The 18,858-nt window shown below is 44.9% G+C and carries 14 protein-coding genes; 11 read left to right on the top strand and 3 right to left on the bottom strand.

Features of this window, described 5'->3' with window-relative positions:
- The first annotated feature begins 2 nt into the window (after nt 1–2).
- From ECA01S_RS07415 to ECA01S_RS07405, 3 genes are read left to right on the top strand one after another with little or no spacing between them, the layout of a single operon-like run.
- Nucleotides 3–1,124 (top strand): exonuclease SbcCD subunit D, encoded by a 1,122-nt coding sequence (locus ECA01S_RS07415; RefSeq protein ID WP_067393400.1) that lies wholly within the window; start codon nt 3–5, stop codon nt 1,122–1,124.
- Nucleotides 1,121–4,192 (top strand): AAA family ATPase, encoded by a 3,072-nt coding sequence (locus ECA01S_RS07410; protein WP_067393398.1) that lies wholly within the window; start codon nt 1,121–1,123, stop codon nt 4,190–4,192. The genes ECA01S_RS07415 and ECA01S_RS07410 overlap by 4 nt, the downstream gene beginning before the upstream one ends.
- Nucleotides 4,193–4,204: 12 nt before the next feature.
- Nucleotides 4,205–7,345, top strand: a complete 3,141-nt coding sequence (locus ECA01S_RS07405; protein WP_067393395.1) for a DEAD/DEAH box helicase — start codon at nt 4,205–4,207, stop codon at nt 7,343–7,345.
- 63 nt (nt 7,346–7,408) lie between these two features.
- Here the strand turns inward: ECA01S_RS07405 and ECA01S_RS07400 are convergent, their stop codons facing one another.
- Nucleotides 7,409–8,110, bottom strand: coding sequence for an MgtC/SapB family protein (locus ECA01S_RS07400; protein ID WP_067393386.1), 702 nt, complete (start codon nt 8,108–8,110; stop codon nt 7,409–7,411).
- A 62-nt stretch (nt 8,111–8,172) separates the two neighbouring features.
- Nucleotides 8,173–8,883: an HAD family hydrolase gene (locus tag ECA01S_RS07395; protein ID WP_067393384.1), complete on the bottom strand. Its 711-nt coding sequence runs from the start codon at nt 8,881–8,883 to the stop codon at nt 8,173–8,175.
- Nucleotides 8,884–9,121: 238 nt separating this feature from the next.
- Here ECA01S_RS07395 and ECA01S_RS07390 point away from each other — a divergent pair, with 238 nt between their 5' ends.
- Nucleotides 9,122–10,837 (top strand): ABC transporter ATP-binding protein, encoded by a 1,716-nt coding sequence (locus ECA01S_RS07390; protein WP_067393381.1) that lies wholly within the window; start codon nt 9,122–9,124, stop codon nt 10,835–10,837.
- 50 nt (nt 10,838–10,887) lie between these two features.
- On the opposite strand, the gene trpS is transcribed toward ECA01S_RS07390, so the two are convergent.
- The gene (gene trpS, locus ECA01S_RS07385) at nt 10,888–11,895 is read right to left on the bottom strand and encodes a tryptophan--tRNA ligase (protein WP_067393379.1); all 1,008 of its coding nucleotides are present in this window, start codon (nt 11,893–11,895) and stop codon (nt 10,888–10,890) included.
- Between the two features lie 367 nt (nt 11,896–12,262).
- On the opposite strand from trpS, the gene spxA reads away from it, so the two are divergent.
- The 7 genes from spxA to ECA01S_RS07350 all read left to right on the top strand — a co-directional run bounded on the left by spxA (nt 12,263) and on the right by ECA01S_RS07350 (nt 18,785).
- Nucleotides 12,263–12,661: a transcriptional regulator SpxA gene (gene spxA / locus ECA01S_RS07380; protein ID WP_067393376.1), complete on the top strand. Its 399-nt coding sequence runs from the start codon at nt 12,263–12,265 to the stop codon at nt 12,659–12,661.
- Between the two features lie 133 nt (nt 12,662–12,794).
- A complete protein-coding gene (locus ECA01S_RS07375) occupies nt 12,795–13,409 on the top strand; it encodes an adaptor protein MecA (RefSeq protein WP_067393374.1) in 615 nt (204 codons plus the stop codon).
- Between the two features lie 60 nt (nt 13,410–13,469).
- A complete protein-coding gene (locus ECA01S_RS07370) occupies nt 13,470–14,534 on the top strand; it encodes a competence protein CoiA (protein ID WP_067393371.1) in 1,065 nt (354 codons plus the stop codon).
- A gap of 31 nt (nt 14,535–14,565) precedes the next feature.
- On the top strand, nt 14,566–16,374 hold the full coding sequence (pepF, locus tag ECA01S_RS07365; RefSeq protein WP_143139604.1) for an oligoendopeptidase F: 1,809 nt from the start codon (nt 14,566–14,568) through the stop codon (nt 16,372–16,374).
- 136 nt (nt 16,375–16,510) lie between these two features.
- Nucleotides 16,511–16,849, top strand: a complete 339-nt coding sequence (locus ECA01S_RS07360; protein WP_067393365.1) for a type II toxin-antitoxin system PemK/MazF family toxin — start codon at nt 16,511–16,513, stop codon at nt 16,847–16,849.
- A gap of 79 nt (nt 16,850–16,928) precedes the next feature.
- Nucleotides 16,929–17,327: an OsmC family protein gene (locus tag ECA01S_RS07355; RefSeq protein WP_067393362.1), complete on the top strand. Its 399-nt coding sequence runs from the start codon at nt 16,929–16,931 to the stop codon at nt 17,325–17,327.
- Between the two features lie 9 nt (nt 17,328–17,336).
- Nucleotides 17,337–18,785 carry a GNAT family N-acetyltransferase gene (locus ECA01S_RS07350; protein ID WP_071858967.1) on the top strand — a complete coding sequence of 483 codons (1,449 nt, stop codon included), beginning with the start codon at nt 17,337–17,339 and terminating at the stop codon, nt 18,783–18,785.
- Nucleotides 18,786–18,858: the final 73 nt, after the last annotated feature.

The following is an 18,858-nucleotide window of genomic DNA, read 5'->3' as shown; positions in this document are numbered from 1 at the left end:
AGATGCGCTTTTTACATACAGCTGATTGGCATATTGGCAAGAAACTCCACGGTTATGACTTGTTACAGGAACAAGAGCAGGCAATTCAGCAGATTCGGCAGATTGCCGCGACAGAGGCGGTAGACGCCATCGTGATTGCCGGGGATCTATACGACCGTACCGTACCGGCGACAGACGCCGTAGAGCTGTTTAATAAATGGATCCAACAATTGAATCTTACGGATGGTTGGCCCTTATTAGCAATTTCCGGTAATCATGATAGCCCAATTCGTTTAGAAACAGGGAGTGCCTGGTTTAGCCAAAGTGAGTTTTATTTGCGCACAAAGTTAGCGGAGGCTTTCCAGCCAATTGAATTTCCCGATACGCAGGTTTTTCTATTGCCTTATTTTGAACCGATTGCGGCTCGTTTATATTTTGAGCAAGAGTATAAAACGATTCAAGCAGCGATTACTGATGTTTTGGCTGAAATGAAACAACAGTTTGATCCAGCCAAAGCACATGTCTTAGTAACACACTTTTTCGTCAGTGGCAGCAGTCGGACCGACTCAGAGACGACTTTGACCATTGGCGGCTTAGATGGTATTTCTCTTAGTGCCTTGGCGGATTTTGATTATGTGGCTCTAGGGCACCTGCATGGTAAAGATGCGCTTAAAGCCGAGCGAGTGCGTTATAGTGGTTCGCCGCTGAAATATTCATTATCAGAACGGACCCAGCAAAAAGGGGTGTGGATTGTCGATGTCGGACCGGATCATTTTGATTGCCAGTTCCGCGAAATCACCCCGCCTAAGGATATTCAGCTAGTAACCGCGAGCTTTCAGGAGTTATTAGATCCGGCTTACTACGAACTTATTCAACGAGATGCTTTTCTAGCGATTCAATTGACGGATCGCGCGGTCATTCCTAATATGATGAATCGTTTGCGAGCCGTTTATCCCTACATTTTACAAGTTGAACGTCAAACCCGCCAAACTCAAACGACGACCTTGGCTCAGCCGGTTCAGCAGTTAGCGCCCCCAGCGCTTTTCCAACAGTTTTTTACAAAAGCGACCAATGAAACACTGACGGCAACGCAAAGCGACTGGTTGGCTCGTGGCTTGGCGGCTATCAAGGAGGCGGAACAATGATTCCAGTAAAACTGACATTGAAAAATTTCGGTCCTTTTGTCGAGGAGACCATTGAGTTTGATCGTTTTCAGCAACAGTCGCTCTTTTTGATTAGTGGTAAAACGGGCGCCGGTAAAACGACCATTTTTGATGGGATGTGCTATGCCTTATATGGTGTTACCTCAGGAGATGAGCGGCAAGGTAAAGAGATGCGTTCAGCTTTTGCCCAACCGGACAGTCCAACAGAAGTGACATTTACCTTTGAACATCAACAACATACCTACCAGTTGAAGCGGACCCCGGAACAGGAATTACTAAAAAAACGCGGGTCAGGTACTCGCGTCCAGCCTAGTAAAATCAGCCTGAAAGTTTATGATGCCAGCGGTAAAGAGTTGCAGGAATATAGCAAAACTAGTGAAGTGGCAGCGTTAATCACAGAACTTTTACATTTGAATGCCAAGCAGTTTGCCCAAATTGTTTTACTGCCGCAAGGTGATTTTCGCGCCTTTCTTACCGCCACTAGCGACAATAAAGAACAGCTGCTACGGAACTTATTTGGTACGGATTTCTATCGGCAGTGGAGCGAATGGCTTAAAAATGAGGCAAAACAAACCCATAAACAGCTAGAAGCAGTCATGCAGCGGTTACAGGGGAAATTGGATCAAACGGAGTTAGCGTTGCCGGGTGTAACGGTGGCCGAGCAGTTGCTAGCGCTAGAGCAAGCCCAAGCTATTCATCAAGAGCAATTAACGCATTTGGAAGCTGAGCAGTTGACGCGGTTTCAGGCGATGGAAGCGGCCCAACAAGTTCTGCAGCAAGCCGAGCGCTTGACGGAATGGTATCAAGAGCAAAGCAAACGACAAGCCCAGCAAGCCCAGTTAGAACTATTGCGTCCTGAGCAAGAACAGCGTCTAGAACGGATCAAGGAGTTGGAATGGGCCGGTCAGCAGGAGGCTTTATTGGCTAAAACTACGGAGAGTCGCTTAGCTGTTACGAAACGTCAGGCTACGGTAGCAAACTTGCTGGAAAAACTACCGCTTGCCCAAGCAGTAGTGGCGGAAAAAACAGCCACTCTAGCCAAGTTACAAGAACAAGAAACGGAGATGCAAGCCCAGAAAAATGAAGCTCAGCGCCTGCAAGAACTGTTACCCCGTTTTCAACAGCAATCGGTATTACTAGAACAACAGCGAGAGCTCCAACAAGCTGCCGCCAGAGATCAGCAATTGTTAGCGACGTTGGCTATCACGGGACCAACTAATCAAGAGCTAGCCCAAGCCCAGGCTAACGTTTATGCCGCGCGAGAACAAGAGCAGGAAGTTGCTAGAATGGCTGAGAAGTGGCAAGCGCTGGCCCAGCAGCGAGATCAGTGGCAACAAGCTATGACGGGACTAGCAAAAACGCCGATTGCGACAGTAAAAAAACAGTTAGTTCAGCAAAAGCAACGAGCAACGGAGGCTGAGTTAGAAAAAACGAAACGACAGAGTGCTTGGGCGCAAGCTCAGATTGCGCGATTGGCAAAAGATTTACTGCCAGGGACTGCTTGTCCGCTATGTGGTTCTTTAGAACATCCCCAGCCAGCGGTGGCTACGGAAGTTGAGGAACAGACAGAAGCCCGTTTTCAACAAGCCGAAGCAGCTTGGCAGGCGGCGACAGCTGAGGTGGCCCGCCTCGAAACCCAGTATGCTAATTTAAAAGCGGCTTATGAAGAGAAAAGCCAAGAATTAGCCCGCCAACAAACGGCTTGGCTAGCCGAGTGGCGAGACTTTAAAAAACGGTATCCGCAACTGCAAAGTGAGCCAGCAGAACTTCAGGCTGAATTGCAAGCACAACTACAAACGGCTGAAAAGACACAACAAGCCGCGGCGGCTACATTACTTGAATTGGAGCAAGCCGCGGACCGCGCGCAGGCCCAAGAAGTGCAGCGCCAAGAATTAACCGAACGGAGTCAGCAACGGACACTTCAACTGGCGCAATTAGCCGGTGAGCTTAAAAGCCTGGCAACTCAATTGCCGCCAACCTCGCAAGCGGAGGTATTGGCGAAGGTAAAAGCGTTACAAGCGACCTACCAAAAATGGGAACAAGCATACGCTGAAGCGCAGCAGACCTTGCAGGAAGCCAGCGCTACGGCGACTCGTTTAGAAGTTGAAATTACGGCTGAACAAAAAGAATTAACGGCAGCCTTAGTTACGAAAGAACTGCAGGAAGAAAAAGTAACAGCGGTGTTAAATAGCCGCCAGCTAACAGAGACCACTTTACAAAGCTGGCTGACGGCGTTGCCGCAATTACCAGAGTTAAGAGAGGCCGCAGCAGACTACCAGCAGCAAGTTGCTTTGACTAATCAGCGGTTAGCTGAATTACAACAAAAAATTGCGCAACAACCACAGCCAGAATTAGCACCATTAGAAGCAGCGGTAACCACCGCTCGCAATCTTTGGCAAGAGCAGCAGGAGCGTTATTTAACTGAAAAAAATCGCTATGACCGTAACCAACGAATTTTTGAAGAGGTATCCGCGGGACTGGCGGCGAACCAGGCGGAATGGGCCCAGATGGCGGAGCTCCAGCAGTTAGCGGATGTGGCCAGTGGTAATAATCCATTAAAAACCGGCTTAGAGCGCTATGTTTTACAAGCGTATCTGCAAGAAGTCTTACGCGTTGCCAATCAACGTCTGGGGCAGCTAACCCATGGGCGTTATCAATTCTTGTTGAATGCTGAAGCGGGCAGCTATAAGAATCAGTCAGGTTTAGAGATTGATGTGTATGACGACAACGCCGGTGCTAGTCGTAGTGCGCATACCTTGTCTGGTGGCGAAAGCTTTATTGCTGCCCTAGCCTTAGCCCTAGCCCTAGCAGAAGTAATCCAAGCACAAGCGGGTGGTGTAGCCATCGAGGCGCTATTTATCGACGAGGGTTTTGGTTCGTTAGATGAAGAATCTTTAGAGATGGCGATGGAAGCCTTGGAAAGTATTGAAACGGAAGGCCGCATGATTGGGATCATTAGCCACGTGCGGGAGTTAAAAGAACGAATTCCGCAACAACTGCAGGTGATCACCAGCGGTACTGGTCAAAGCCGAGTAGAGTATAAAGTATAGAGGAGGGCCCCCATGAAGTGGAGTATTCCAGAAAAAACAATTGAACGCGGGCGCCAATACCTGAAAGAAGGTCGGGTCTTATCAGTGGAAGCTGATCAAGAAGCCCGTGTCTGGCATGCCGAGGTTTTAGGAACAGAACCTTATATGGTGGAGCTAGATGGAACAGCTAAAGAAAAAGATTATTGCGAGTGTCCCTATTGGCAGGAACACGGCTATTGCAAGCATACGGTTGCGGTGGAGCTGTATTTAAAAGAGCAGGGAACTTCGCGTATTATTACTGCGGCGACCGGTTTTGCCAAACTTACACCCGGTACGATGTTCACTAAAGGCTTCGCTCGTTTGTTGGAAAAGCCGAAACGTGGTCGTAAGCTAGTAGTTGAGTATCATGTAGAGCCCCATTTGTTCAATCCTTATCATCCGGAGGATAGTCTGCTATTGATCAGTTTGAAAATTGGTTATCAACAAACCAAACGCAATTATATCGTCAAAAATATCGGTGAATTTTTACAAACCTTTTTGACAGAAGGAGAGTTCACAACGAATCGGCTAGTCTTCCAGTTAGCAAGAGAAGCCTTTGCACCGCAAGATCAACAATTGTTGGCGCAATTAGCAACGATTCAGGCAAACAATCAATTACTGAATGTCGACCCCATTATGATTAAGGGGAAACAAGAGCGTCGCTACCTGCAATTGCCACTGGCAGGTCAGCCATTGCTGCAGGAACTAGCAGATACGGGCCGACTATTCTTTACTACCGAGACGGAAACGTTGCAGCAACTGACTTTCGAACCAGGTCTGCCACCTGTTGAGTTTCATTTGGTTACGACTGTAAATGGCGCAGAACTACGGATTTTAGACCAGCATACCTTATTTCTAGCGCCCTATCACTGGCTATTTTTTCATGGACAAATCTACCAGTTAAGCGTGCGGCAAGAAGCAATTTACCGCACCTTGCAACAGCTATTAAAGCGGATGAAGGAGCCTATAGTTCATTATGAGACTAGTGAGCTGTCAGCCGTCTTTACGGATGTGTTACCGGCGCTCAGGGAAATTGGCCACGTCCAAGTGGAATCGGCTATTCAAGCGCAAGTATTATCCGTACCTTTAGAAGTCCAGTATGTCTTGAAGAAACAGCAAGGGAAGATTCGTCTGCGAGTTGATTTTCATTATGAGCCGGCAGTCTTCTCAACGGACCCTGCTCATGAGGTAGCTGTGCAGCAAGAGGTCTTGCGGGATCGTAGTGGCGAGACGGCTGCGTTGCAGATTTTGCCTCAATTAGGTTTTACAAAAACGGCGACGGGCTACGAGAAAGCTTTGCCAAAAGAGGCCGCGCTTTATCAATTTTTTACCCAAGAGCTGCCCCTTTTACGACGTTATGGGCAAGTAAAGATGGGGAAAAAGCTGCGGGAACTCTTTCTAGATGCGCAACAATATCGACCAGAAGTGGCCGTCAATGATGAAGGTTCTTGGTTATCTGTGCGTTTTGACATTAGCGGGATTGAGGCTGAAGAGGTTGATGCTGCTTTGCGGGCACTCTTGCGAAAGGAAGCCTTCTATACCACGAAAAGCGGTGCCATTTTAACCTTTGACTCAGAAGAGTTTCAAGAGACGAGCCAAGCGCTGCAGCAATTGCGGGGCGGCGTAGTCAAAGACGGTGCCATCCAAGTGCCGCGTAATCAAGGCCTTTATGTCCAAGAAACCTTAGGGGGCCGAGCCACTTTTTCAGATAGCTTTGAGAAAATGGTAACGGACCTCAATGCACCAGAGCAGTTTCCGGCAGTATTACCAGAAGGGTTACAGGCGACGCTGCGGAGTTATCAAGTGACGGGTTATCGTTGGTTAAAAATGCTAAGTCATTATCAGTTTGGCGGTATTTTAGCTGACGAAATGGGACTAGGAAAGACACTTCAGACGATTGCTTACTTGTTGTCTGAGAAAACCGCAGCAACCCCGGCCTTAATCGTGGCGCCAGCCAGCTTAACCTATAACTGGCAAGCAGAATTTCGTAAATTCGCGCCGAGCTTAACGACAGTGGTAGTGAACGGGACCAAAGAAGAGCGGCAACAACTATTGGCACAATCAGCCAATGTTTGGATCACTTCATATGCCAGCTTGCGTCAAGATATCGAAGCATATCAAGGTCGGACCTTTGGCTATCTGATTCTAGATGAGGCCCAAATGGTCAAGAACAGTGCGACTAAAACCGCGCAAGCCTTGCGGACGCTGGCAATTCCCCATCGCTTTGCTTTAAGTGGGACGCCGATTGAAAACAATCTGGAAGAACTGTGGTCACTGTTCCAACTGGTTCTGCCGGGCTTGTTTCCACCTAAGAATCAATTTCGGGAACTTACGCCTGCGACTGTGGCTACAATGATTCAGCCTTTTGTGTTGCGACGCGAGAAAAAAGATGTCTTGAAGGATTTGCCAGAAAAAATTGAAAGTAATTTATATTCGGTCTTAACCGAAGAGCAAAAAACGGTCTACTTGGCTTATTTACGTCAAATGCAGGCGGAAGTGGCGGGGATGGATCAACAAACTTTCCGTAAAAATCGCATGAATATTTTAGCGGGCTTGACGCGTTTACGCCAAATCTGTGACGATCCGCGGCTCTTTTTGCCGGATTACGCTGGCAGCTCAGGTAAATTAGAACAAGTCTTAGACTTGTTAGAAACGGCCAAAGAAAATGGTCGGCGGGTCCTATTATTCTCGCAATTTACCGGGATGTTGAGTATTTTAGAAGCGGAATTGGCGAAACGAGGCCTTACGACTTTCTATTTGCGGGGGAGCACGAAACCCCAAGATCGAATCCAAATGGTGGATGCCTTTAACGCAGATGAAAAGGATGTCTTTTTGATTTCTATGAAGGCCGGTGGGACGGGGCTCAATTTAACGGGAGCCGATACAGTGATTTTGTACGATCTATGGTGGAATCCTGCGGTGGAAGAACAAGCTGCTGGGCGCGCTCACCGGATTGGTCAGAAAAAAGTCGTAGAAGTTTGGCGCATGATTGCTGAAGGAACGATTGAGGAACGAATGGATGCACTGCAACAGGAAAAACGCGAGCTGTTCCAGCGGGTTATCCAGGGTAATGAAGAACAACTGCAGCGTTTGACGGAAGAAGATATCCGTATGATTCTAAGCATGGGCAGTTAACTAAAAAGCGGCATCAAGTACGGCCTTATGTGTAGGTCGCATTTGACGCCGCTTTTTATTGCGTTAGACGGTAACCGTCCGAATTGAAAGAATGTCATCGTTTAAAGACAAATCTTCGATCATTTGTGGATACTTAAAGCCACGGGGAACATGTAACACGTAGACGCTGCGATAGACGGGTCCATCGGTACTTTGCTCCACAATGAAGTCCAAGTCATCCACGGTAATCCCGTGTTGGGCAAAATAGTTTTTTAAGAAGGCCTTAGTAGCATTCTTATTGCGGTACTTGATCTGTAAGCGTTGATGTACATTGACATGAATAATCTTTTTCAAGAAAACCAAGACCAATAATACTGCTACAAAACTTAAGAGAGCAATTTGATAATAGCCCATTCCTACCGCTAACCCCAGCCCGGCAGTCGCCCATAAAGAGGCTGCAGTTGTCAGGCCCCGGATTGAATGGTGGGTCACGATAATCGTGCCCGCACCTAGAAAGCCGACACCACTCACCACTTGAGCAATCAAACGGGCTTGATCAGACCGAATCACGGTGGCGATTTCTAGATTGTCTTTGGCAAATTCAATGGCTTGGGAGGCAATCTCTTGTTGGATCATGGCAATCACACAAGCGCCAATACACACCAACACATGGGTTCGCATACCAGCTGGGCGATTTTTTTGTTCTCGGTCATAGCCGATGGCACTACCCATGGCGATGGCGAGACCTAAACGTAATAATGCATGAGGTACTGTTACAGCAAACATCCGCATCCACTCCTTACTTCTACTTTAGCGCAAAAGGGGCGTGTTGCCAAAGATTTGCCGTTTTAAAACAACGCTTCGATGGTGGCTGGTAATTGACAAAAACTACTTAACTCCACATCATGCAGGGCTTGGGCATCAGTTGGCAGTTGTCGTTCGCGATGGTTAAACCAAAGGGCATGCCAATCACGACTTTTAGCACCAACGACATCATTTTCAAAGCTATCGCCGACATATAGGGTCGTCGTAGGCTCGAAGTTAAAAAGATTTTCTGCTAATTCAAAAATACGTGGGTCGGGTTTTTGATAGCCGGCCGCTTGCGAAATGATAATCCGTTCACTAGGAACCCATTTTTCTAAATTCAGTTGCTTGATTTTCTTGTATTGATGATCTGTGGGGCCGTTAGTGATCAAACCTAGCGGGATGTTTTGGGCTTTTAGATAGTCTAAGGTCCGTTCTACTTCAGGGTGCATCACGATTTCATCTAAAGCTTGTTCATAGACTTGTTGGAATGCCAACGCCGCCTCATCGGTAATATCTGGATAATCCAGGTCACTAAGGGAAGCTTTGATACGGAAACAGCGCATATAGGCTAACGTCCACTCGCCGGTGATCGTTTTTTCAAAGGTGGTATCACTATGATGGCGGAAACGGATATAAAGTGGTGCCATATCTTCCTCAGTAACTAAGGGAAATAATTGGTGGATGGAACGGCGGAAGGGCTCCTGTTGGTCGTAAATCGTATCATCTACATCAAACACTACAGCTTGAATCAAAAATCAGCACGCCTTTCAAAATATATTTCATTTTTTCAAAAAAATTTCACGGGTTCATTCTAGCCGAAAAATAGCTGTTTGAAAAGCCCTAAAAGCCCGTCAAATAAAGGTTTTTATTACCTTAAACGACTTAAAAAAACAGTAGGATTTACTGAAAATTGATAGTGCAAGGATTGACACCGTTTTTTGCGAAAAGTTTGAATTTTCCGTATAATGGGCAAATGAAAGAGGTGAGGGGATGCTGAAACGTTTTTTTAGCTATTATCGACCATATAAAGGTCTCTTTATTTTAGATTTTACTTGTGCTGTACTGGCAGGGTTATTGGAATTGACCTTCCCGATTGTGGTGAATCAGGTCATTGATAATATTATGCCGCAAGGAAATTTCCGGCTGATTGTGTTAGTTTGTATTGGCTTATTGCTTTTTTACGGGCTAAATACTGCTTTGCAATATATCGTGGTCTTTTTTGGACACAAGCTGGGGGTCAATATTGAAACGGATATGCGGCGGGAACTGTATAGCCATTTGCAGACGCAACCCTTTGAGTATTACGATAATCAAAAAACCGGTAAGTTGATTAGTCGCTTGACGACGGATTTATTTGAAATCTCAGAAGTGGCTCACCATGGTCCAGAAGATGTGTTTATTACGGTGATGACCCTCTTAGGTTCCTTTATTTTCATGCTAAATATCCACGCCAAATTAGCAATTGCGACCTTTGTACTATTGCCGTTGATCTCCATTGCTCTTTTATTCTTCAATAAGAAGATGACCAAGGTCAATACGAAAATCTACGACAATTCAGGGGAGTTTAATGCTGGGGTGGAGGCTTCTGTAAGTGGTATTCGGGTCACGCAATCTTTTGCGAACGAAGCTTTTGAACGGCGCCGTTTTGAAGGCCTGAATCAAGCGTACCGCCAGTCGAAGATCATGTTTTACCGGGTAATGGCGGTGAGTTCGTCTTATAATTACTTTTTGATTCGCTTGATCAACTTATTTACTTTGATTTTTGGCGCTTATTATGTCATACAAGGGGAATTGACCAATGGGCAGTTTGTCAGCTTTATCCTGTTTGCCAATGTCTTTGTGCGCCCGATTGAGAAGGTTAACAACATGATTGAAAGTTATCCGAAAGGCATTGCTGGTTTCCAACGATTGACCGAAGAGTTGGATAAAACACCGACGATTCAAGATCGCCCTGGGGCCAAAGCCGTGACCCATTTAGTTGGCAATATCCGCTACCAAGATGTTTCTTTTGCTTATAGTGACGGCCATAAAGTTTTAAGCCACATCAATCTGCAAATCGAACCCGGTGAAACGGTGGCCTTTGTCGGCCAGAGCGGGTCCGGCAAAACAACGCTATGTAATTTACTGCCGCGTTTTTATGAAGTGACTGATGGCGAGATCACTATTGATGGCATCAATATCCAAAAAATGACGTTGGCCTCCTTAAGAAGTCAAATTGGTATCGTGCAACAAGATGTCTTTTTATTTCCGGGAACGATTCGCGAAAATATCGCCTATGGTAAATTGGATGCTTCAGAGGCTGAGATTTTACAAGCGGTCAAATTAGCCCATTTAGAACCGGTAATTCAGCAGATGAGTGAAGGTCTGGATACGCTTATTGGCGAACGAGGCGTGAAATTGTCTGGTGGTCAGAAACAGCGGGTCGCCATCGCCCGGATGTTCTTGAAGAATCCGCCTATTTTGATTTTGGACGAAGCTACTTCCGCATTGGATACGGAGACGGAACAAGTGATTCAAGAATCGTTGAATGGTCTTTCCGCTGGGCGCACGACCTTGATCATCGCCCATCGTTTGGCGACTATCAAGCATGCCACCCGCATCATTGTAGTCAGCGAACAGGGCATATTAGAGGAGGGGACCCACGAAGAATTATTAGCTCGTGATGGCCACTACCGTCGTTTGCATGATGCCCAGTTTAGAAAATGAAAAAAGGTCCGTGATCATTGATCACGGACCTTTCAATTTAGTATTGAGGTTTAACGACGAGGCTTGCGTCCTAAGCCCACTGCGTTTTTCATCCGTTGCAAAGTCTTGTTAGCAACGAAACGGGCTTTGTCTGCACCAGTGTCTAAGATCTCATGGAGTTCATCTGAATTTAATAATTCTTGATGACGCGCTTGAATTGGCTCTAATAATGCGACCACCGCTTCAGCTAAGTCTGTTTTGAATTCGCCGTAGCCTTTGCCGGCGTATTGTTCTTCCAGTTCAGGAATGCTAAAGCTTGTTACGGAAGCAAAAATTTCTAACAAGTTAGAGATACCTGGTCGGTCTTCGGGATCATAGACGATTTCACCAGAAGAATCCGTCACTGCTGATTTAATCTTTTTACGGATAACATTTGGTTCATCTAGCATGGAGATGAAGCCTTTAGGATTTGCATCGGACTTACTCATTTTTTTAGTCGGCTCTTGTAAGCTCATAATCCGCCCATGTTGCGCAATTTTAACCTCAGGCATCACGAGAATTTCTTGGCCTGTTTGGCCATAACGTTTGTTAAAACGTTCGACAAAGTCACGGGTCAATTCTAAATGTTGCTTTTGATCTTCCCCAACAGGGACTAAGGTACTGTTGTAAAGGATAATATCCCCCACCATTAAAGGTGGATAGGTCAATAAGCCGGCATTGACACCAGTGCGTCCAGCTTTTTGAGATTTGTCCTTAAATTGAGTCATCCGTTCCAATTCACCAATACTAGTATTGCATTGAATAATCCAAGCCGCTTCAGCATGCGCGGCTACTTCGGATTGGACAAAAATTGTTGCTTTCTCTGGATCTATACCAACTGCTAAGTAAAGCGCTGCCAAGCTTAAAATTTGCTGGCGTAGTTTGCGTGGGTCTTGTGGTACAGTGATCGCATGCTCATCCACGATACAAAAATAACAATCTGCGTCATGCTGTAATTCAACGAACTGTTTCATTGCACCGATATAATTCCCAATCGTAGGGATACCACTAGGCTGAATACCTGAAAAAATTGTCTCCATAGTCACATCTCTTTCCTTTTTGAACTCGTTGTCTCTCTATTATACTGAAAAAAAACAAAAATTACACAGATAAAATAAGCTTCGGAAAAACATTTTGTCTCTTGTATTGTAACAGACGAGTGTTGTTTTAATACCTGTTTCAATATGATAAAACAATGAGGATAATCTCATTATAATTCTTATCAAATAGTGTATACCATTATTTAAAGTGCTTTTTTATCTTAAAATAACACTAATAATAAAAAATAAATTTCAAGAAAGCACTAGCTTTTCTATTTTTCATTAGATATAATGATTACAGATGGCAGAAAAAAATCTTCTGCTGTTTCAAAAAAGTGATTCAAATCACACGAAGGAGTGATGCCGAATGTTGACACTTTATACTTCCCCTAGTTGTACATCATGTCGCAAGGCACGTGCGTGGTTACAAGAACATGAGATTCCATTTGTGGAACGTAATATTTTCTCTGAACCATTGAACATTTCAGAATTGAAAGCAATCTTGCGAATGACTGAGGATGGGACTGAAGAGATCATCTCGACGCGTTCAAAAGTTTTCCAAAAGTTGAATATCGACTTAGACGAACTACCATTAGCTGAGCTATTGGATCTAGTTCAAAAAAACCCTGGACTACTACGTCGACCAATTATGATCGATGAAAAACGTCTACAAGTCGGCTTTAACGAAGATGAAATTCGTCGTTTCTTGCCGCGTGATGTTCGCCAACTAGAATTAAGACAAGCCCAATTAATGGCTGGCTTGTAAGAAAAACCGGAAAGAAGTGATTCTTTCCGGTTTTTTTCGTTAAGGAATGCTTACGTTTTCAAGCGGTCCCCTTTACTTTTAAGCTGAATTCGCTACAATGGACGTATATCAGCCAGAAATGAGGTGCGTAAGAATGGAAATGGAACACATCAATGAAAATACGATTCGTGTCACTATTGAAAACGAAGATCTGGCTGCCCGGGGAATTACGTTTTTGGATCTTCTGGGAAATCAAAAGGAAATTGAAAACTTCTTTTACAGTATTCTAGAAGAAGTGGATGTTGCAGATGAATTCGAGGGCAGTGATGCCGTTACGTTCCAAGTAATGCCAAAGGGCGACAGCTTAGAATTACTGATTAGTAAAAATCTCTTCAATGAAGAAGTCCAACAAATGGATTTCACCCAGTTAGAGGGCGATGAAATTGGTGAATTCTTAAAGAAACAGATTCAAGAGGATTTCGCAGATGAGCCTTCCAATACAGCTGTTTATGCTTTGCGAGATATGGAAGATATGATTTTGCTAGCAAAAGAGGTCTTTTTAGAGCGCGTGGTGACCAACCTGTATCAATATAAGGGTCATTTGTACTTAACAGTGGTTTCCCTAGAGGAAGAACTGTCAGAGGATGAGCAGGCAGTCTTATTAGAGTTTGCGGAACAAACCAATGTCACACCAGAGGTTTTGGAAGAATATGGCAAGCTGCTGATGGAACAGACGGCGCTAGAGACGACACGTTACTATTTTCAATAAACACTGAAGCACTGATGAAAATCAGTGCTTTTTTCGTAGGCTTTTGTTGGAGGTGTTGCGATGTTTTGCGCACAGAATGCTGCTGGTAAATGGGTGAACCTATTACAGGAGCAGACAGAAGTTGAAAAGTCCGATCAGTACACTTGTCCAGGTTGTGGACAACCAGTCTATTTAAAACGAGGTCAGCTGAAGCGGCCGCATTTTGCCCACTATAAAGAGGGCTGTGACTCGTTTGCGGAAGGAGAAACCTTGGAACACTTAACTCTGAAAGCCAGTTTTTTTCAGTGGGCGCAAGAAGCTGGCTACCAGCCGCAACTGGAAGCTTATTTACCTGAAATCGCGCAACGACCTGATATTTTACTAAATGATCGGACTGCCTTAGAAATCCAGTGTAGTCCACTAAAATTAGCGCGGCTTATAGAGCGGACCCAGCATTATCTCGAGGCAGGCTATCAAGTGATTTGGATTGGAGGAGAGCGTTTTGGCTGGCAGCGTCATTTGACCCAGTTGCAACGGGCATTTTGTCAATATACGCTTAAGCGCGGGGTTTATTTTTGGCAAGCGGATTGGCGAAAGGGCCAGCTGCATCTTTTTTATCATTTGAAACAAACATTGCAACGAACGTTAGCGCGACAACAGACATTTAAGCTACAACGTTCCAACTTGCGAACCGTTTTTGCTTATCAACCAGAGGTGGCGGAGACAGCAGACCGACTTACCGAGGTTATCGATTTTTATCGCGGTCTGCAACGCGGACTTCAGCAGCAAAAAACGTATGCTCGCAATTTGCAAATGGCCTTTTATCAACAGCACCAGCATGTGCTGTATTTGCCATTGGTCTATTATATGCAACCTAGATATGAAATATTTTGGCGGGAACCTGACCTCTATCAACGTTACCGCTGGTGGCGGTTTCAAGATGCAGCCTTTAGCGCAGCAGACCAGTACCAAATGCCGCAAATCACAGAAGCCCAGCGTTGGCGAATTTGGCAACAGGAAGTAGATGGATTGGCGACACTGCCAAAATACTTTTGGCTGCAAACCGCCACCGGTGATTCAACGGAATTACTGCAGCTTTTTTCGAAAGGAATGGGCGGTACTTCAAAAGGAAGTGTGATAAGATAAAACATATTGAGGATTTGGAGGAATGGATACCATGGCAAAACAATTACCAAAACGTCAAGAGGTCTCAGTAGAATTAACCTGGGACTTGACGAAAATCTTCGCAGACGATGCGGCTTTTGATACAGCATATGCGGCGTTAAGTGAAGAATTAACAAAAGCACCAACTTTCCAAGGAACCTTGGAACAAGGAGCGGCAGCTTTTCTAGCGGCGCTCACTTATATGCTAGATGTTTCGCAAAAAATGGAAAAATTATATGTGTATGCCCACTTGAAAAATGACCAAGATACTGCTGATGCGGCTTACCAAGGAATGTATGCGCGAGCAAGTGCATTGGCTGCTCAAACGGGTGAAGCCGTTGCCTGGTTTGAACCGGAAGTGTTGAGCTTGTCGGATGAACAGCTAGCCGCTTATTTTAATGAGGAGCCGGCGTTAGACTTGTATCGTCATTTTATTACCCAAATGGTAGATAATCGTCCACATGTATTATCAGCTGAACAAGAAGCGCTATTAGCAGGAGCTGGTGAAGTCTTTGGTGCTTCTAGTCGCACCTTCTCAATTCTGAACAATGCTGACTTGAAATTTCCAGTCGTGGAAGACGAAAATGGCGAAAAGGTTCAGCTTTCCCATGGCGTTTACGGCCAATTGCTGGAAAGCACTAATCGTGAAGTTCGGGAAGTTGCCTTCAAAGAATTGTACAAAGTGTATCAGCAATTCCAGAATACTTTTGCCAGCACACTGGGTTCTCATGTGAAGTATCATAATTACAATGCGAAAGTACGGCACTATGCTTCCGCTCGTGAAGCCGCATTAAGCAATAACCATATTCCAGAAAGTGTTTATGACACATTGCTGCAGGTGGTAAATGACCACTTGCCACTCTTGCATCGCTATGTCGCCTTGAGAAAACGTCTGCTGGCAGTAGATGAACTGCACATGTACGACATGTACACCCCGGTTTTAGGTGAGGCGCCTTTACGCTATACTTATGAAGAAGCTAAGGCCAAAGCGGTAGAAGCTTTACAACCGATGGGTCCGGAATATTTAGCAGTCGTAGAAGCGGCTTTTGCGGATCGCTGGATTGACGTGGTGGAAAACCAAGGTAAACGGAGTGGTGCTTATTCTTCTGGTAGCTACGATACCTTGCCATATATCCTAATGAACTGGGGCGATCGCTTAGATCAACTGTTTACCTTAGTACATGAAATGGGTCACAGTGTTCATAGTTTCTTTACCCGCAGCAGTCAACCATACGTTTATGGCGATTATTCAATCTTCTTGGCGGAAATTGCTTCTACTACTAACGAAAATATTTTGACGGAACATTTATTAGCGACAGAGACAGATCCGAAGGTCCGGGCTTATATTCTGAACCACTACTTGGACGGCTTTAAAGGCACGATTTTCCGTCAAACCCAGTTTGCGGAGTTTGAGCATTTTATCCACACAGAAGACGCTAAAGGAACACCGTTAACGGCTGAATTTTTAAGCAACTACTACGGTGATTTGAATAGTAAATACTATGGCCCTGATGTGGCTAAGGATCCAGAAATTGCTTATGAATGGTCGCGGATTCCACATTTCTACTATAATTACTATGTCTATCAATATGCCACTGGCTTTTCGGCGGCTTCAGCGCTGTCTGCTAAGATTCTTACAGAGGGCCCAGAAGCGTTAGAACGTTATCTAGCTTACTTAAAAGCCGGTAACAGTGATTACCCAATCGAAGTAATGAAAAAAGCTGGTGTCGATATGACACAACCAGCTTATATCGAAGATGCGATGAAGATCTTTGAGCAACGGTTAACCGAATTGGAAGAATTAGTAGATCAGTTAGCTTAAAAACTAGATGCGTGCCGCTTAGCGGTACGCATTTTTTGTCGGTTGTAGTAGTCAAAAAATGCCTGGCTTCGTGGTAAAAGAAGAACGGTCATCCTTAAAAGCAGTATGCTACCATAACCAACAAGGGGGAATGTCTATGATTCGCAGAGGCGAAATCTTTTTTGCTGATTTATCACCAGTAATTGGGTCTGAACAAGGTGGAATCCGGCCTGTAGTGGTATTGCAAAACAATCGGGGCAACTATTTCAGCCCCACTTTGATTATAGCGCCAGTTACAAGCCGAGCGCCACGTAAAAAGTTACCGACACAAGTGCCCATTGATCTTCATCAAAATAACAAGATCTCGACGGTACTCTTGGAACAAATCCGGACCTTGGACAAATCGAGAATAAAACAAAAAATCCGTTGTTTAACAGACGCAGAGATGCAAGCAGTGGAAAAAGCACTGCGGGTCAGTGTAGCGCTGACTTCGTGAAAGATCAAATTTTTGAAATTTTTGGCGATTGTGGGTATAGTCATGATAACAGTATCAGGCTGTGGAGAGGATGGATGAAATGATCACACAACACGTGGATTTAGATTTGGACGATCACGGGATGATTGCCACTTCAAAAAAAGGCATTAAATTACATTATGGAAAAGGGCATGATGAATTTAGCCCAGTAGAACTTTTAGTTACGAGTATTGCTGGCTGCAGTTTTGGTGTTTTACGCATTATCTTAGAAAATCGGAAAATTACATATGATGATATTCATGTCGACATTGATTACGATATGGTGGATGAAAAACCGCAACGAGTTGTCGCTGTTCGCATCCATTTTTATGTGAAAAATCCAAGTGCAGATATTGACGTAATGGGTCGAGTCTTGAATCAAACAATTAAAAGCTGCCCGGTGATTCAATCAGTCAAAGGCAGTATCGAAGTCAATGAACAGTTGACAATCACGGCCTAAGGTCTGCTTATGGAAAAAATCAAAATTGGGATTATGAGTGCGGCGAATATCGTGCCGCGAGTTGTAGCAGGTATGCGGGAAAGTGGAGTAGCTGAGCCAACTGCTCTCGCTGCACGTTCTCTTGAAAAGGCCACCGCCCTCGCTCAAAGCTTAGATATCCCCAAAGTTTATGAAACGTATGAAGAATTGGTGGCCGATCGAAGCTTGGATCTTATCTACATTCCAGTTTATAACCAGGGGCACTTTGCAGCAGCTAAAATGGCACTGGAGGCAGGTCACCATGTCCTTTTGGAAAAACCCTTCACGCAAACGTTAGCAGAGGCTCAAGCCTTGTTTCAATTAGCAGCGGAGAAAAAGCTCTTTTTGATGGAGGCACAGAAGGCTGTATTTTTACCGTTAACGCAACAAATCAAGCAGTTACTGGATCAAAAAGTGCTGGGGGAAGTTAAATATATTCGGTCCAAAACGGCTTATCCCGGTGCGGCTCAAAGAATTACTTGGTTTTTAGATCGCCAAGCTGGCGGAGGCTCCCTCCATTCTAGCGGTGTCTATGCGCTTCACTATTTACAATATTTATTAAACGAACCAATTGCCGAGCTGGCTGGCACCAGTCTGTTAGCGCCCGAACAGACAGATACTTCTTTTCAGCTAAGTCTACGTTTAGGGAATACCTTGGCTTCTATATTTAATACGACGGATTTGGCGACTGAAAATGAACTGGTGATTTTTGGAACGGAAGGGACGCTTACTGTTCCCTCTTTCTGGAAAAGCCAAACAGCCCAACTTGAGACATCAGCTGGAGTACAAACGATTTCAGCGCCATTTGCTAGCGACTTCGCAGACGAGTTTCGCCACGTAGCAGCTTGCCTGAAAAAGGGTGTTTTAACTAGTCCAATCATGACACCGGCAATCACCTTGCGGACAGTGGGGTTGATTGAAAAGACCTATCGTCAGTGGTATCAACAGACAAGTTTTCGTTTAGTTCCAGCAGAAAAACGATTACCTGAACTAGAGCAGCAGGTGAAGGCTATTTGGCCGGAAGTTTTCACGCCAATTTTGGGTGAAAAGCAAGTGACGTATATGTTGGCACATTATCAAAGTCTAACTAACATCAAGGAAGATATTGCCCGAGGTATTCGTTACTATTTATTAGAATTAGATCATGAAGTGGTGGGCTATACAGCAATAGAATGGCAAAGCGATGCGCTTTACATCAGCAAGCTTTACTTGCAAAATATTGCGCGTGGTCTAGGGCTAGCACGAGAAGTTTTTGATTTTTATGAAAAATTAGCGCTTAGTGAAGGTCGTGACCGTCTACGTTTACGTGTAAATCGCGAAAATCATCAGGCTGTGGCCGTCTATGAACATCGCGGCTTCACGGTGACGGTTACAGAAGATACGCCCTTAACAGAAGGCTTTTGGTTGCGTGATTTTGTGATGGAAAAAAGATTGTCCTAATGAGACTTTTGTGATATGCTAAGTCCCATGCGACGAGTTGACGCAATCGTGACGAAAGTCCTGCTGATTGCAG

The organism is Enterococcus canis NBRC 100695 (genome assembly GCF_001544375.1).
GTDB classification, from domain to species: domain Bacteria; phylum Bacillota; class Bacilli; order Lactobacillales; family Enterococcaceae; genus Enterococcus_H; species Enterococcus_H canis.
The sequence above is the reverse complement of the archived record's forward strand: the minus strand, read 5'-3'. Positions and strand labels throughout refer to the sequence as shown.